Source organism: Ancylobacter tetraedralis, assembly GCF_014195655.1.
Lineage (GTDB): Bacteria > Pseudomonadota > Alphaproteobacteria > Rhizobiales > Xanthobacteraceae > Ancylobacter > Ancylobacter tetraedralis.
The window spans coordinates 258,864-274,418 of the sequence record NZ_JACICD010000005.1 but is presented as its reverse complement, the minus strand read 5'-3'; the positions used below and the strand labels follow the sequence as shown (position 1 = coordinate 274,418).

The 15,555-nt window shown below is 69.8% G+C and carries 11 protein-coding genes; 3 read left to right on the top strand and 8 right to left on the bottom strand.

Going from position 1 to position 15,555, the window contains the following annotated elements:
- Positions 1-445: 445 nt before the first annotated feature.
- From betB to FHS55_RS14810, 3 genes are all read left to right on the top strand, one after another.
- Positions 446-2,689: a betaine-aldehyde dehydrogenase gene (gene betB / locus FHS55_RS14820; RefSeq protein ID WP_183190541.1), complete on the top strand. Its 2,244-nt coding sequence runs from the start codon at positions 446-448 to the stop codon at positions 2,687-2,689.
- The gene (gene betA / locus FHS55_RS14815; protein WP_183190540.1) at positions 2,689-4,371 is read left to right on the top strand and encodes a choline dehydrogenase; all 1,683 of its coding nucleotides are present in this window, start codon (positions 2,689-2,691) and stop codon (positions 4,369-4,371) included. The genes betB and betA overlap by 1 nt, the downstream gene beginning before the upstream one ends.
- Before the next feature lie 106 nt (positions 4,372-4,477).
- Complete coding sequence (locus tag FHS55_RS14810; protein ID WP_183190539.1) at positions 4,478-5,188, top strand: glycosyltransferase family 2 protein; 711 nt, start codon at positions 4,478-4,480, stop codon at positions 5,186-5,188.
- Here the strand turns inward: FHS55_RS14810 and FHS55_RS14805 are convergent.
- From FHS55_RS14805 to FHS55_RS14770, 8 genes are all read right to left on the bottom strand, one after another.
- Positions 5,175-6,107, bottom strand: coding sequence for a phosphatase PAP2 family protein (locus FHS55_RS14805; RefSeq protein WP_183190538.1), 933 nt, complete (start codon positions 6,105-6,107; stop codon positions 5,175-5,177). The two genes, FHS55_RS14810 and FHS55_RS14805, sit on opposite strands and share 14 nt — an antisense overlap.
- A gap of 129 nt (positions 6,108-6,236) precedes the next feature.
- Positions 6,237-6,560, bottom strand: coding sequence for a lipid-A-disaccharide synthase N-terminal domain-containing protein (locus FHS55_RS14800; protein WP_183190674.1), 324 nt, complete (start codon positions 6,558-6,560; stop codon positions 6,237-6,239).
- A gap of 17 nt (positions 6,561-6,577) precedes the next feature.
- Positions 6,578-8,353 (bottom strand): ArnT family glycosyltransferase, encoded by a 1,776-nt coding sequence (locus FHS55_RS14795; protein ID WP_183190537.1) that lies wholly within the window; start codon positions 8,351-8,353, stop codon positions 6,578-6,580.
- Positions 8,354-8,507: 154 nt separating this feature from the next.
- The gene (locus tag FHS55_RS14790; protein ID WP_183190536.1) at positions 8,508-9,305 is read right to left on the bottom strand and encodes an adenine nucleotide alpha hydrolase family protein; all 798 of its coding nucleotides are present in this window, start codon (positions 9,303-9,305) and stop codon (positions 8,508-8,510) included.
- Positions 9,302-10,516 carry an electron transfer flavoprotein subunit alpha/FixB family protein gene (locus tag FHS55_RS14785; protein ID WP_183190535.1) on the bottom strand — a complete coding sequence of 405 codons (1,215 nt, stop codon included), beginning with the start codon at positions 10,514-10,516 and terminating at the stop codon, positions 9,302-9,304. The genes FHS55_RS14790 and FHS55_RS14785 overlap by 4 nt, the downstream gene beginning before the upstream one ends.
- On the bottom strand, positions 10,513-12,495 hold the full coding sequence (locus FHS55_RS14780; RefSeq protein ID WP_183190534.1) for a DUF3483 domain-containing protein: 1,983 nt from the start codon (positions 12,493-12,495) through the stop codon (positions 10,513-10,515). The genes FHS55_RS14785 and FHS55_RS14780 overlap by 4 nt, the downstream gene beginning before the upstream one ends.
- Positions 12,496-12,509: 14 nt before the next feature.
- Positions 12,510-14,549 carry an FAD-dependent oxidoreductase gene (locus FHS55_RS14775; protein WP_183190533.1) on the bottom strand — a complete coding sequence of 680 codons (2,040 nt, stop codon included), beginning with the start codon at positions 14,547-14,549 and terminating at the stop codon, positions 12,510-12,512.
- Positions 14,550-14,684: 135 nt separating this feature from the next.
- Positions 14,685-15,467, bottom strand: coding sequence for a YoaK family protein (locus FHS55_RS14770; protein WP_183190532.1), 783 nt, complete (start codon positions 15,465-15,467; stop codon positions 14,685-14,687).
- Positions 15,468-15,555: the final 88 nt, after the last annotated feature.

The following is a 15,555-nucleotide window of genomic DNA, read 5'->3' as shown; positions in this document are numbered from 1 at the left end:
GCCGGCGACACGCCAAGCCCCGGCACGACCGGTTTCGACAAGTCGGGGTCGCTTCGATCCACCGCGCGGGCGCGGCGTCGTCATGCCGGGCCGTCGCCGCGGCGGCGGTTCGGCAGGCGTGCGATCGACCCTCTCCGCATCGCGTCGCTCATGCCGGCGACCTGGAGATGCGGCCTCTGGAGGCTTCTTTTGAACAGTCATTCAAAACGTGAAAGGGCTTTTTGTCACGCGTAATTTTTGCCCAGGAATTCTTATTTTTCGGGCCATTTGGGGGCAGTTTGACGATATCCGCCACGCGGGCAGTATCCGCGCGACGTGCCCTGCCGCTCCCGTGTCTGCCGCTCGGCAGGGTCTTCCGCGCGATCGCGAACTGTGTATTGTATGGTCATTCAATAGCGCATGTCCCGTCGCGCGGGCCGTCGGCGCCGCGCCCCGGAGACGGAGCATGGCCGATCAGGAGGAGGTGGAGGTGGCCGGATCCGACGCGCATGCCCGTGTTCCTCCCCGGAATTCCGCCCAGAATTCCGCCCAGAATTCCACGCAAGATTCCACCCAGCATTCGGCCTCGATTTCCGGCCCGCCGCCCGAGGGTGCCGACGCCGCACCCGACCGCCGTCGCGCGCCGGAGGATGTGCGCCGCCGGCAATTGATCGACGCCACAATCGAATCCCTCGCGGAAGTGGGCTTCAACGCCTCGACCCTGGCCCAGATCGCCCGCCGCGCCGGCGTCTCGCCCGGGCTGGTGGCGCATTATTTCGGCGACAAGGATGGGCTGCTGGAGGCGACGCTGCGTTTCCTCGCGCTGCGGCTCACCCGCGCCACGGCGGCACGGCTGCGGGCGGCGCGCGGGCCCCGTGCCCGGGTGCAGGCGCTGATCGACGCCAATCTCGCGCCCGAGGAGTTCGACCAGCGCACCTCCAGCGTCTGGCTCGCCTTCTGGGGGCAGGTGCTGCATTCCGAGCGGCTGCGCCGGGTGCAGCGGGTCTACCAGGCGCGCATGCTGGCCAATCTGCGTCACGACCTGCGCGGCATCGTCGCGCCAGGCGAGGTGGCGCGCCTCGCCATCACCATCGCCGCCGTCATCGATGGCCTGTGGCTGCGCTCCAGCCTCTCGGCGGCCGGGGAGACCGATTCGGTCAGCGCCCGGCAGATCGCCGCCCTCTTCGTCGATGCCCAGATCGCGGCCGCAGCCCCGGCCGCCTCCCGCAACGGACCTGACGTCATGAACGCAACGCCCCCGCTTCACGCCAATCATATCGGCGGCCGCTACCACGCCACCGGCGGCGCCACCTTCGAGACCCGCAACCCGGCCACCGGCGAGGTGCTGGCGGAAATCGAGATCGCCGGCGAGGCCGAGGTCGAGGCCGCCATCGCCGCCGCCCGCACGGGCCAGAAGCGCTGGGCCGCGATGACCGGGGCCGAGCGCGGCCGCATTCTCAAGCGCGCCGCGGACCTGCTGCGGGCGCGCAATGACGAGCTCGCGCGGCTGGAAACGCTGGATACCGGCAAGCCGATCCAGGAAACGCTAGTGGTCGATGTCGCCTCGGGCGCCGACTGCCTCGACTATTATGCCGGCCTCGCCGCCGGCCTGTCGGGCGAGCATGTCGATCTCGGCCCCTCGGCCTTCGGCTATACCCGCCGCGAGCCGCTGGGCATCGTTGCGGGCATCGGCGCGTGGAACTATCCCTTGCAGATCGCCTGCTGGAAGTCGGCGCCCGCGCTCGCCTGCGGCAATGCGATGCTGTTCAAGCCGGCCGAACTGACGCCGCTCACCGCGCTCAAGCTGGCGGAGATCTATGCGCAGGCCGGCGTGCCGGACGGCGTGTTCAACGTGGTGCAGGGCTTTGCCGAGACCGGCCGCCTGCTCACCCGCCATCCCGCCATCGCCAAGGTCTCGCTCACCGGCGAGGTCGGCACCGGCCGGAAGGTGATGGCCGACGCGGCCGGCACGCTGAAATATGTGACGCTGGAACTGGGCGGAAAATCGCCGCTCATCGTGTTCGACGATGCCGATCTCGACGACGCGGTGTCCGGCGCGCTGCTGGCGAATTTCTATTCGGCCGGCGAGGTGTGCTCCAACGGCACGCGCGTCTTCGTGCACGAGAGCGTGCGGCCGGTCTTCCTTGAGAAGCTGGTCGCCCGCGTCGCGAAGATGGTCGTCGGCGATCCGCTGGACCCGGCGACGCAGGTCGGCGCGCTGATCTCGCCCGATCACATGGAAAAGGTGCTCGGCTATATCGCGCGGGGCAAGGCCGAGGGCGCGAGGCTGCTGGCCGGCGGCGGGCGGGTCACGGCGAACGGGCTTGGCGCCGGCGCCTTCATCGCGCCCACCGTGTTCGACGGCTGCACCGACGGCATGAGCATCGTGCGCGAGGAGATCTTCGGGCCGGTAATGGCGGTGCTGTCCTTCACCGACGAGGACGAGGTGATCGCGCGGGCCAACGACACCGAATTCGGCCTCGCCGCCGGCGTGTTCACCCGCGATCTCGCGCGCGGCCACCGGGTGATCGCCCAGCTTGCCGCGGGCACCTGCTGGATCAACACTTACAACATCACGCCGATCGAGCTGCCCTTTGGCGGGGTCAAGCAATCGGGCTTAGGGCGCGAGAACGGCAAGGCGGCCATCGAGCACTACACTCAGCTGAAGAGCGTCTATGTCAATCTCGGCCATGTCGAGGCACCCTACTGATGGCCAGTTCCTCTCCCGACATCTTCGACTACGTCATCATCGGCGCCGGTTCGGCCGGCTGCGTGCTGGCCGACCGGCTGAGCGCGGACGGCACCAACCGGGTGCTCGTGCTGGAATATGGCGGGTCGGACCGCTCCATGTTCATCCAGATGCCGAGCGCGCTCTCCATCCCGATGAACATGCCGAAATACAACTGGATGTATGAGAGCGAACCGGAGCCCGGGCTCGGCGGCCGGCGGATGCACTGCCCGCGCGGCAAGGTGCTGGGCGGCTCTTCCTCCATCAACGGCATGGTCTACATGCGGGGCAGCCCGGCCGATTTCGACCGCTGGCAGGAGGAGGGCGCGCAGGGCTGGTCCTATGCCGACGTGCTACCCTATTTCCGCCGGGCGGAGAGCCGGCAAGAAAGCCGCGACTCGGGGGGCGACGAATATCGCGGCGCCGAGGGCCCGCTGGCCAATCGCTACGGACCGCTGAAGAACCCGCTCTACCACGCCTTCGTCGAGGCGGCGGTGCAGGCCGGCTATGCCGCCAGCGACGACGTCAACGGCTTCAACCAGGAAGGCTTCGGCCGCATGGACATGACCGTCAAGGACGGCGTGCGCTGGTCGGCGGCCAATGCCTATCTCAAGCCGGCGATGAAGCGGGCGAACCTTCGGGTGGAGACCCATGCCCGGGTCGAGCGCATCCTGTTCGAGGGGCGCCGGGCGGTCGGGGTCGCCTGGTCGCGCGGCGGCGAGAAATACCGTGCGCGCGCCGGCCGCGAGGTGATCCTTTCGGGTGGCTCGATCGCCTCGCCGCAGATGCTCAAGCTGTCGGGCATCGGCGATGCGGACGAGCTGAAATCGCACGGCATCGAGGTGATCGCGCATCGGCGCGGCGTCGGCGAGAACCTGCAGGACCACCTGGAAATCTATTTCCAGCAGGCCTGCACCCAGCCGATCACGCTGTTTTCGCAGATGGGGCTGTTCGCCCGTGGCCTGATCGGCGCGCGCTGGCTGCTGACCAGGGACGGGCTGGGGGCGACCAATCATTTCGAGACCTGCGGCTTCATCCGCTCGCGCGCGGGTGTCGCCTCGCCGGACATCCAGTATCATTTCCTCCCCCTGGCCGTGACCTATGACGGGCAGGGGCTGGCGAGCGAGCATGGCTTCCAGGCCCATGTCGGGCCGATGCGCTCCAAGAGCCGCGGCTGGGTGCGGCTCAACTCGGCCGACCCGGCCGACAAGCCGCGCATCCAGTTCAATTACCTCACCCACCCCGACGATCTCGTCGAGTTCCGCGCCACCGTGCGCCTCACCCGCGAGATCTTCGCGCAACCCGCGCTCGCCCCCTATCGCGGCCGCGAGATCCAGCCCGGCGCCGGCGTGACCAGCGACGCGGCGATCGACGATTTCGTGCGGGCGCATGTGGAGAGCGCCTATCACCCCTCCTGCACCTGCAAGATGGGCGCGGCGAGCGACCCGCTGGCGGTGGTGGACCCGCAGATGCGGGTGATCGGCGTCGAGGGGCTGCGGGTGGTGGATTCCTCCGCCATGCCCTCCATCACCAATGCCAATCTCAACGCGCCGACCATCATGATCGCGGAGAAGGGCGCCGATCATATCCTCGGCAAGCCGCTTCTGGCGCCCTCCAACGCGCCCTATTACGTGGCGCCCGACTGGCGCACCGCGCAGCGTTGAGCGCGGTAGCGGAGGGCGGCGGCCGCAGGGCAGGCCGGCGCTTCGCGACTTCACACAAATGTCATGGAGGGCGCGCCAGATGCGCTCCCTTTGTGCAGGTGAGTCCATGCCTATTTCAGTCGTCATCCCGGCTTATAACGAAGCCGGGAACATCGCGCGCCTCGTCGCCGAGACGGTGAGTTCCGTCCCCGAGGCGCTGCTTGGCGAGATCATCGTGGTGGACGATTGCAGCGACGATGCGACCGCCGCCGAGTTGCGCTCGCTCGGGCTCGCCACGCTGCGCTGCCTGCGTCATGGCCATCGCGCCGGGCAGAGCGCGGCCCTGCGTTCCGGCGTCCGGGCGGCGCGCTTCCCGGTCATTGTCACCATGGATGGCGACGGGCAGAACGACCCCGGGGACATTGCGGCGCTGGTCGGGCGTCTGGGCGAGGCCGAACGGGGCGAGCCGGCACTGGTCGGGGGCGTGCGCACCAACCGGCGGGCGACCGGCTCGCGCCGCTGGGCCTCGCTGTTCGCCAATCGGCTGAGGGCCTATCTTCTGGCCGATGAGTGCCCCGATACCGGCTGCGGCATCAAGGCGTTTCACCGCGCCGCCTTCCTCACGCTGCCCTATTTCGCGACCATGCACCGCTATCTGCCGGCGCTGTTCCTCACCTATGCCCATGAGGTGGCGTATCTGCCGGTGAACGACCGCCCGCGTCTCGCCGGTCAGTCCAAATACACCAATTTCGGGCGTGCGCTGGTGGGGATCTACGACCTGTTCGGAGTCGCCTGGCTGCGGCGGCGCAGCGTTCTGCCGCCGGTCACTGAGGGCTGAGCGGCGTGCGCCGTCCGACCTCGCGCCGGGCGGCTATGAAAGCGGAGGCCATGGCGGCCGCCGCGCGTGCGCGCCTCAGTTGAGCGCGGCCGAAGCGGGCAAGGGCATTCACGCCGTCCGTTACCATCCGGCCGGAACGCGCGCGCAGCGCGGCGCGCCTACCCGCCCAGTCCCGGCCGATCCGGGTGAGCCGGCGCTCCAGCGCCTCATCGGACAGGGCCTCGGCATGGGTGACGAAGAAGATCCGGTGCAGCACTGCGGCGACGACCAGCACGATGCCGATCGAGATCGTCACGTCCGAGAGGAAATGCGCACCGAAGGCGATGCGGTTGAGCGAGGTCGCCGCCACCAGCAGGCCGACCAGCGTGACAACCTGCACGCGCCATGCGCGCGGCACGAACAGCGCCAGCGGCAAAAGGCAGGCGACCGTGGCGGCCTCACCTGAACTGAAGGAGCGGTTGAACCAGCCGTGATCGGCGATGACCCACGCCTCGCTGAAGGGCCACACGCCGCCGAAATCGATGACGCTGACCGGGCGGGGCCGGCCCCAGAAGCTCTTCAGCGCACCGTTCACGATCAGCGAGGGGCCGATGAGGAACAGGCTGATGAAATAGAGCGACATGCGCGGCGAGCACAGGCACGGCTTGGACGGGTAAAGCAGCTTCAACCCGAGCGCGAGGACGAGCGTTATGGGCAGCGCGATCGAGAGGTTCGATGCGAGATTGCGGAAATCGATCAGTGCGCTCTTCTTCGCTGCAGGAAAGCCGATTCCTGGCTCATAGAACAGATGGGTGAAACCCTTGTCTATTTCCGGAACGGCGTAGAATAACAGCGATAATACCGCGGTCAGCAGACAAAAAGAGGTAATCGGGTAATTCTTGAGACGCTCATACGTGCGCAAATGAATTGTCCGTTCCATGCGATCAGGCAATCTATTCGTATCAAGCAGGCATTTCTTTGAACTAGATCAGACAAATATGAAGCTCTCGTGAAATTTACCGTAGGGCAGTTTCGGCTGCGATGCGTGAAAAGTGAGGTGATTGGCCGCCTAGAGGAGATTGTCGGGCGCTTCGGCGACCGGCGCGGCGGCATTTCTGGCGGCGGTGCGCTCGCGCAGGATGAAATAGATGTTGCGCGCGTAGATCAGCAGGCCGGCGGCCTGGCCGACGATGAAGACCGGGTCCTGCCGGTAGAGCGCATAGGCCAGCAGCGTGACGCCGCCACAGATCGAGAAGGTCCAGAACACGGTCGGAACGACGCTGCGCCCCACCCGCTCGCTGGCGATCCATTGCGTCAGGAAGCGAGCGGTGAACAGACCCTGACCGACAAAGCCGATGACAACCCAGGGATTGAGCAGGGCGATGCCGCCCATGGCGGATTGGACGAGGGTCACGGCTGTGCTCCTTGCGCAGAGGCCGGGGCGGATGGGGGCTGGACGGGCGCCGCGGCTGCCGGGCCCGCCGCCGGGGCGACGAACAGGTTCAGCCGCATCGGCCGCAGGTTGCCGCTGTTGATGCCGGTGACGACATCGACCGGCGTTGCACTGAGGCCGAGCTCGGCGCGGCGCGCCTCGAACAGCGCCATATGCGGCTCCGCGACGACGGCGACCCGACAGTCGACTCCCGTGGCGATGAGGTTGGCGGCGTCCAGGCCATTGCCGAACCGCGTCCGCGCGCCGAGGGCAAACAGCACGCTGGGTTCGCCATAGCCGGCGACGAGAATATGCGGGTTCGGGCAGGCGACGCGGTGGATCGCCGCTTCGAGCCGCGGGGCGATCCACAGGCTGTTGATCTGCGGCGCGACGAGGCCGAACAGCAGCGCATAGAGCATGGCGGCCTCGGCCAGCAGCGGCAGCAGCGCGGCGCGCGTGCCGGCGACCAGCGCCTGACGCAGCGCATAGGCGCCGAGCAGGATCACGAGGCCGGCCAGCGCCCATGCCGCGAGGGAGAGCCGATGCTCCAGCACATGCAGGCCGATCGGGCCGGCCAGCGCGCTGATCGCACCGCCCGCCGCCGCCATGGCGACGAGGATCCGCATCCAGAGCGGCTCGCGCGCCGTGCCGCGCGCGGTGAGGGCGGCGGCGGCGAGCAGCGCGATGGCGGGATAGGCCGGCAGTGTATAGTGGGGCAGCTTGGTCGCGATGAACTCGAATACCAGCCAGAACGGCACCAGCCAGCACAGGCAGAAGCGCACGGCGGGTACGGCGCGGTTGCGCCACACCCAGGGCGCCGCCGCCACCGCCAGCGCCGCGCCCGGCCAGAAGGCCATGGAGAAGGCGATGAGATGCGCACCGGGCGGGGCCCCGTGCGATTCCTGGCCCGTCGCGACCTTGCCCAGCAGATCCACCCCGACCGATTCATGGAAGAAGCCGCCCCCCGCCTGCACCGCGATGGCGACGATCCAGGGCAGCACGATCAGCAGCAGGAACGGCAGGCCGATGGCGGGGCGCAGCTGCTTCAGCCAGGCGGCCTTGCGATCCCATGCGAGCAGCGCGGCAATGGTGAGCCCGACCAGCAGCGGGACGATGGGCCCCTTGATCAGGATGCCGACGGCGAGCGCCCCCCAGAACAGCAGCACCGCGCCGGTCGGCAGGCGCTCGCGCGCCTTCTCCGGTGAAACCCCCGCGAGATAGGCCTGCGCCAGCACCCATTGCGCCGCCAGCGCGGCGGCGAGCTGGGCGGCGTCGGTCTTGGCAAGGCGGGCTTCGACGCTCAGCATCAGCGAGGCACCCAGCAGGGCGGCGGCGATGAAGCCGGTATCCTCGTCGAACAGCCGCCGGCCGACCGCATAGGTGATGAGCACCGCGATCAGCGCACCGATGAGCGAGGGCAGGCGGAACGCCCAGATCGGCGCCTCGGCACCGAGCCCGGTGGCCTTCACCGCCGCGGCCTGCAGCCAGTAGATGCCGATCGGCTTCTTGAAGCGGGTCTCTTCGCCCAGGCGCGGCACGACATAGTCGCCGCTTTCCAGCATCTGCCGCGAGGCTTGCGCGAAGCGGCCTTCGTCACGGTCGACGACGGGGAGGCTGAAAAAGCCGGGCAGCAGGCAGACGAGCACCAGAAGGATGAGCGCGAGCGCCCGCCAGGGTTCGGCAAGGGGCACAAGGCGGGCGGGCGGGGGAAGGGTTGCAGCCGCGTTCCTTGCCGCGCCCATCGTCTCGTCCATCGACCCGTCTCCCATCGGCTTGCGCGCGCTGCATTCTGGTGTGCGATCTGGATGGAGTCGCGCGGTGTCTTTTGCGTGGCCAATGATGTCGTTTGCGTGACGGGCGAGCGCCCGCAACGCGTTGTGCCGTAAGCCCTGCCGGCTTTCCCCTGGGTTAGTCGCGCAGCACGCCGATCTGTCGCAGATGCGCGAGAATTGCACGCGCCGCGTCCTCGGGCGCGGGGTCGACGATGAGGCGTCCGCCGCTGCTGGCGGCCTCCGTCGCGGCCTTCAGCCGTTCTGTCGCCGAGGCGCCGGCGGCGCTCTTCGCGATGAGTTTCGGCCGGGCCCGATAGGCCCGCTCCTCCACCTCGCCTGCCGCGCGCGGCGCGGGCACGCCCTCGCGCGTCTCCAGCATGCCGCGACGCATGGCGGCGAAGGCGAAGGGCAGCGGCGCCGGCGCGGCGGGGTGCACGGTGACCAGCGCCGGCAGGCGCAGGGTGAGCCGCCGCCGGGCGCCGCGCGGCAGGGCCTGCTCAAGGCTCACGGTGCCGTGCTGCGGGCCGGCCGCCAGCGCGCAGGCATCGGCCACGATCGGCAGGCCCAGCGTGCGGGCGAGCGCGTAGGGCAGCAGGCCGGCATCCTCGCCGCCCTGTCCACTGCGCCCCGCGAGCACGAGGTCGAAGCGCTCCGCGCCGAGCGCGGCGGCAAGGCTCGGCAGCGGGTCGTCCTGCGCACCGATGGAAAGCTGGATGAGGCGCGGTAGCCCATGGCCGAGCGCGTCCTTGAGCGGGCCGGCATCCGGGCCGGCATGGAAGCCGGTGATGTCGCCGGCCGCGTTGCCGTCCACCTCGCCAGCCATCTGGCGGATCAACTCGCGCGCGAGGCGGATGGCCTGCAACTCCACCGACACGGGCGCGGGGCGGCCGGAGACGGCATGCCGGCCGGCCGAGAGCAGGATGGCGATCCTCATGGCTGCGCCTCCACTGCGAGCGCTCCGGTGAGGGCTTCGATGAGCGCTGGCATCACTTTCTGCGCGTCGGCGACGATGGCGAGGCCGGCGCGCTCGATCATGGCGGCGTGCAGGTCGGTATTGACGGCCACCACATGCTCGCAGCGCGCCACACCCTGCAAATGCTGCGGCGCGCCGGCAATGCCGAGGGCAAAATAGCAGCGGGCGTCAAGCACCGTGCCGGAGGCGCCGACCTGCGCCGCCCGCGGCATGAGGCCGGCATCGCACACCATGCGGCTCGCCCCCGGCGTGGCGTTGAGCGCCTCGACCAAGGCGCGGAACGCCGTGAAATCCCTGACGCCATTGCCGGCCGAGACGACGAAGTCCGCTTCGTCAAGCCCGACCCTGGCCGGATCGGCCGGCACGAACTCGGCGGAGAGAATGGCTCCCGGCATCAGCGCCGGCAGCGCGAAGACGACCGGGATCGCCTCGTGCGGCGCGCCGCCATGCGGGGCGCTGGCATCGGCCGCCAGAGTGATGAGGCGCGGCGGCGCTCGCCGCTGCTCGATGCGCCGGCCCTGCGCCGCGCGCGTGACGGCCTTCGCGGTCAGGCTTTCGGCACCCGCGAACAGCGTCTCGCCGGTGAGCGCGGCGAGGCGGCGGGCGAGGTCGGCGCCGTCCGCGCTTTCCGGCAACAGCGCGTGGCGGATGTCGAGCCCGTCCAGCACGGCATGCAGCAGCGCGGCCCTGGCTTCCGGGTCGTAGCCGGCGACCGGCAGGCCGAGTACGCGATCGACACCGGCGGCGGCGAGGTCCTCGCCCGGCATCTCGCCCAGCGCGAGCACCGCCCCCCCGCCCGCATCCGCCAGCAGGCGCGCGGCGCCGATCACCTGCCGGTCATGCGGGGTGAGGCGCCCGCCCGGCGCATCCGGCACGACGGCGACGAGATAGGCCGGCTCGGCGATGACGACCAGTTTCGGCGCCATCTCCGCCACGGCAGCAGCGGGCGCGGCGACCGCCGAAGCGGCGACGCGCTGGGTGCGGTCGAGCCGGCGGCGCAGCGTGCCGGGAACGAGGGCGAGCCGCTCCTCGCCGCGTGGGTCCCGGCGGAGGCGCCCGGCGGCCGCTGGTGTGGCGGCCAACATGGCGGCCAGATCGAAGCGTGGCCGGGGCGTGCCTTCGATGCGATGGGTGGCGCGCTCCATGCGCAGGTCGCGGCGAAGGCGGCTCATGCGACCGGCTCCGGCGGGCGGGAGGCATCCTTGCGGGCGACATCCTTGCGGGCGGCCTTGGCGCGGCCCGCCTCCACGGCCATCAGCACCAGTTCGGCGATGTCGTTCACCTCGGGGCGCTCGCCGGTGACGCCGTCCAGCATGGCGGAACATTGCGGGCAGGCCACCGCGACGATGCCCGCGCCGGTCGCCGCGGCCTGCGCCATGCGGATGTCGGGGATGCGGCGCTCGCCCTCGATGTCGCTCACCGGCGCGCCGCCGCCGCCGCCGCAGCACATGGAGCGTTTGCCGGCGCGCTCCATCTCCAGCCGGGCGAGGCCGAGCCGGTCGAGCAGGCGGCGGGGGGCATCGATTTCGCCGTTGTAGCGGCCGAGATAGCAGGGGTCGTGATAGGTCACGCGGGCCTCATGGAGCGCGCCCACGGTGAGCCGCCCGCCCGCCACCAGTTCGTCGAGCAGGGCGGTGTGGTGGATCACCTCATAGGCGCCGCCGAACGCCCGGTATTCGTTGCGCAGCGCGTGCAGGGCGTGCGGATCGGCCGTGAGGATGCGCGTGAAGGAATAGCGCGCCAGCGTTGCGATGTTCTCGGCGGCGAGGCGCTGGAAGGTGGCTTCGTCCCCGAGCCGGCGGGCGAGGTCGCCGCAATCGCGCTCCTCGGGCCCGAGCACCGCGAAGTCGACGCCTGCCGTGTGTAGCAGCGTGACCAGCGCGCGCAGCGTGCGGCCGTAGCGCAGCTCATAGGCGCCTTCGCCGAGCCAGAGCAGCACCTCGGCGCGGCCGGTCGCCGAGATCAGGGGAAGCGTCAGGCCGGCGGCGAAATCGGTGCGCGCGGCCAGCGCCCGTCCACCCGGCTCATCGGCATAGCGCAGTTCCATCAGCGGCGGCGAGGCCTTGGCCGGCAGGGCGCCGAGTTCCAGCGTCTGGTAGCGGCGCAGGTCGATGATGGCGTCGACATGCTCGATCATCATCGGGCATTCCTCGACACAGGCGCGGCACGTGGTGCAGGACCACAGCGTGTCCGGATGGATCATCGCCCCCGCGCCGATGAGCGGCAGGTCCGGCCCGCCAATGCCGGCCACCGCGCGGGCGTTCGGATAGGGGCTGCCCTTGTAAGCCGCGTTGGCGGCGTTCGGCTGGATCGCGGCGGCGAGGTCCTGGATCAGCCGCTTGGGGTTCAGCGGCTGGCCGGCGGCGAAGGCGGGGCAGGCGATCTCGCAGCGCCCGCACTGGATGCAGGCATCGAACCCCACCAGCCGGTTGACGGCGAAGTCGGACGGCGTCGCGACGCCGAGGCGCGGGGCGTCGAGGTCGAGCGGCACAAGGTCGGTGGCCCGCTCACCCTCAAAGCGGCCGGGACGTGGATGGATGACGAGATGGGTCGCCCCGGCAAAGGCATGGCGCATCGGGCCGCGGTCGACCTGCAGCGCGAGGCCGAGCCCGCCGATCACCGCGAGAGCGAGAGCCGGCCAGGCCAGCGCCGGCAGGGCGCCGCCCAGCGCGGCGTCGAACGCCACCAGCATCGCGCCGGCGGCATAGGCCGTGAGCAGGAAGGGCAGGATCTGGAAGCGCCCGCCGGACAGGCGCGCGGGTTTCGTGGGATAACGCCGGCGCCCGACCATGACCCCGCCGGCGAGGGCGCCCGCGAAAGCGAGGGCGATGACCGCCCAGTAAAGCCGCGCGCCGCCCAGCGTGGGAATGAGCGCCAGCAGCGCCAGCCCCGAACCGCCCAGCAGCCCACCGGCGGCCAGCGCGTGCATGCGCGCCGCGAAAGGGTCGCGGCCGACAACGTGGTGCACGTCGACGAGATAGCGCTTCGGCAGCGCGAGCAGCCCGCGCACCCACTCCACCCGCACGCCGCGGCCGACGCACCACAGCCGCGCGCGCCGCGCCGCCAGCGCCAGAGCGAGGCCGGCGAGCGAGAGGATGACCAGCGACAGGCAGAAGGCGGCGGGTGTGGCGGGGGGGCCGGGGGGGATCATGGCGCTCGTCCCCCTCACAGGTCCTTGCAGAGGCGCAGCGCATCATAGAGCGCGGCGTGGATGTTGCGCCCGGTCCAGGCGTCGCCGACGCGGTAGAGCGCGAAGCCCGGCTGCCCGGTCCAGCGCTGCGGCCGGCCTTCCACCAGCGCGTCGAGGTCGGTCTCGCCATCGTTTACCGATTGAGCGCGCAGCGCCTCGAACAGGCCGTCCACCGGCAGCGTGCCGTGATCGACCACCACGCGGTCGACCACGCGCTCTTCCTCCGCCTCGGTCATGGTGTTGCGCAGCGCCGCCACCAGCCGGTTGCCCTCCGGGTAGATCTCGATCAGCTCCATGTTGGGCGTCAGCACGGCGCCGAGCTTGTAGAGTTCGCGCAGGTGCACCGGCTTGTTGGTGGTGCCGACCTCCTGGGCGATCTGCAGATCATGCGTCGCCAGTTCCACCAGGCAGCCGCGCTTGGCCAGCACCTCGGCGGTGGAGGCGGCGTTGTGGCCGCCGATCTCGTCATAGACCAGCACCGAGCCGGTGGGCTCCACCTTGCCGGTGAGCACATCCCAGGTCGAGACCGCGTGCTCATGGCCCTTCACATGGCCGGGATTGGGCAATCCGCCGGTCGCCAGGATGACGACGTCCGGATTCTCGGCCCGCACGTCCGCCGGCGTCGCCTCGCGCCCGAGGCGGATATCGACGCCCTTCTTGGCGACCTGCGCGTAAAGCCAGCGCGGGATGCCCGACAGCGCCTCGCGCCAGGTAGCCTTGGCCGCGATGTTGACCTGCCCGCCGGCGACATTGTCCTTCTCGAACAGCACCACCTGGTGGCCGCGCTCGGCGCAAACGCGCGCGGCTTCCAGCCCGGCCGGGCCGGCGCCGACCACCACCACCTTGCGCGCCACCTCCGCCTTGGGGATGACGTGCGGCATGGTGGCCTCGCGCCCGGTCGCGGCGTTCTGCAGGCACAGCGCGTCTCCGCCGACATAAATGCGGTCGATGCAATAGCCAGCGCCGACGCACTGGCGGATGTCGTCGTCGCGCCCTTCCATCAGCTTCTTGACCAGATGCGGGTCGGCGATATGGGCGCGCGTCATGGCGATCATGTCGACATGGCCCTCGGCGACGGCGCGGGCGCCGGTGGCGAGGTCCGTCACGCGCTGGGCATGGAAGATCGGCACATCCACCTCGCGCTTGATGGCGCTGGGCAGGAACAGGAAGGGCGCGACCGGGAAGGACATGTTGGGCAGCGAGACGGCGTGGCTCATCTCGTCCCGCGCCTGCCCGCCGAGGATGTTGAGGAAGTCGACCAGCCCGGCCTGCGCATAGGTCGATGCGATGGCGACGCAGTCCTCGTGGCTGAGGCCGTCGGCGATCATCTCGTCGCCGGACATGCGCATGCCGATGACATAGTCCGACCCGACCGCCTCGCGCATGGCCTCCAGAATCTCGATGCCGAAGCGCATGCGGTTTTCGAGGCTGCCGCCATATTCATCCGTGCGCTGGTTCACGCTGGGCGACCAGAACTGGTCGATGAGGTGGCCATGCGCGCCGGAAATCTCGCAGCCGTCGAGCCCGCCTTCCTTGCAGCGGCGCACCGCGTCGGCGAAGGCCTTCACCACGCGGCGGATGTCGTGCTTGTCCATGGCGCGGGGAATGGTGCGCGAGGCTGGCTCGCGCCGCACCGAGGGGGCGAGGGTGGGGAACCAGTTCTCGGTGTCCCATTTGGTGCGCCGGCCCATATGGGTGAGCTGGATCATCAGCTTGGCGCCGTGGGCGTGCACGCGCTCGGCAAATTGCTGGAAATAGGGAATGACGCTGTCGTCGGCGACCGAGATCTGGTTCCAGGGCGCGGCGGGGCTGTCGATGGCGACGGAGGAGGAGCCGCCGAACATGGTCAGCCCGATGCCGCCTTTGGCCTTTTCCATGTGGTAGAGCTGGTAGCGCTCCTGCGGCTTGCCATCCTTGCCGTAGCCGGGCGCGTGCGAGGTCGACATCACCCGGTTGCGGATGGTGAGGCCCTTGATGGTCAAGGGTTTCAGCAAGGCCTCGGCATTGGCGATCATGATGGTCGCGCGCTCCTTCGACCGCGATCCGGCGCCCGATGCGGGGCCATCTGCGATTGTTCCCACGATAGGTCGCTTCTGCCTATGGCGAACAGAAGGTTTGCGCCATCGCCCCGGTAGGACTGCGACCCCTCCTCAGCGGAACAGGATGCGCAGGAACGAGGGACCGGCCAGCGCGAACACGATCAGCGCGAGCGGGACCGAGAAGACGAAGCCGACATAGCTGAAGCCGAGCGCGCCGGTGATCCCCCCGAAGAAGAAGCAGCCGAGGAAATAGCACAGCAGCTTCAGCTTCTCGCGGTCGGCCATCACCAGCGGGGCGCCGGTGCCACGTCGGCGGCGGTTGGAATAGACCAGCTTGCCCAGCTCGATGCCGATATCGGTGACGATGCCGGTCATGTGGGTGGTGCGGATCTTGGCGCCCGACATCTTGGTGACGGTGGCGTTCTGCAGCCCCATGATGAAGCAGAGCACCGCCACTTCCATGCCAAGCACGACGCTGGACGAGCGCGTGTAGGCGCCGAGCACGCCGAAGGCGAGCAGAAGGCAGGCTTCCAGCGCGAGGGGCAGCGAGTATTCGCGGCCGGCATGGTGCAGCCGGCCCCAGTTCACCAGCACGGCGGAGGTGGCGGCGCCGAGCAGGAAGGCGATCAGCGCGCCGACGCCCGAGACGACGAGGTCCAGCGCCCCGACCACGGCATGGTCCGCCGCGGAGGAGATGATGCCGGACATGTGCGAGGTGTACTGGCCCACCGCCAGCAGCCCGCCGGCATTGGTGGCGCCGGCGACGAAGGTCATGGGCAGGCCGAGCCACGCATCGGCCAGCGGCGTTCGCTGCGGCGCCAGCATGTCGGCGGTCAGCGTGGTGTAGCGGGCGGCCAGCTGGCGGTAGCCGGTTGGCTTCAGGGGCGCGTTCATATCGGTTGCGCGGCGGATATCCGCGCTCATCGGCCGGGGTGGGATCGACCAGATCGGAAGATCGCTGTGTCACTAATAGCATGCGCCG

Coding starts and splice junctions, on each gene's coding strand:
- betB (WP_183190541.1), top strand. CDS start 446: ATGGCCGATCAGGAGGAGGTGGAGGTGGCCGGATCCGACGCGCATGCC.
- FHS55_RS14805 (WP_183190538.1), bottom strand. CDS start 6,107: ATGGAACGGACAATTCATTTGCGCACGTATGAGCGTCTCAAGAATTAC.
- FHS55_RS14800 (WP_183190674.1), bottom strand. CDS start 6,560: ATGGGCGGCATCGCCCTGCTCAATCCCTGGGTTGTCATCGGCTTTGTC.
- FHS55_RS14780 (WP_183190534.1), bottom strand. CDS start 12,495: ATGATCCCCCCCGGCCCCCCCGCCACACCCGCCGCCTTCTGCCTGTCG.
- FHS55_RS14770 (WP_183190532.1), bottom strand. CDS start 15,467: ATGAACGCGCCCCTGAAGCCAACCGGCTACCGCCAGCTGGCCGCCCGC.
- FHS55_RS14795 (WP_183190537.1), bottom strand. CDS start 8,353: ATGGACGAGACGATGGGCGCGGCAAGGAACGCGGCTGCAACCCTTCCC.
- FHS55_RS14790 (WP_183190536.1), bottom strand. CDS start 9,305: ATGAGGATCGCCATCCTGCTCTCGGCCGGCCGGCATGCCGTCTCCGGC.
- betA (WP_183190540.1), top strand. CDS start 2,689: ATGGCCAGTTCCTCTCCCGACATCTTCGACTACGTCATCATCGGCGCC.
- FHS55_RS14785 (WP_183190535.1), bottom strand. CDS start 10,516: ATGAGCCGCCTTCGCCGCGACCTGCGCATGGAGCGCGCCACCCATCGC.
- FHS55_RS14775 (WP_183190533.1), bottom strand. CDS start 14,549: ATGATCGCCAATGCCGAGGCCTTGCTGAAACCCTTGACCATCAAGGGC.
- FHS55_RS14810 (WP_183190539.1), top strand. CDS start 4,478: ATGCCTATTTCAGTCGTCATCCCGGCTTATAACGAAGCCGGGAACATC.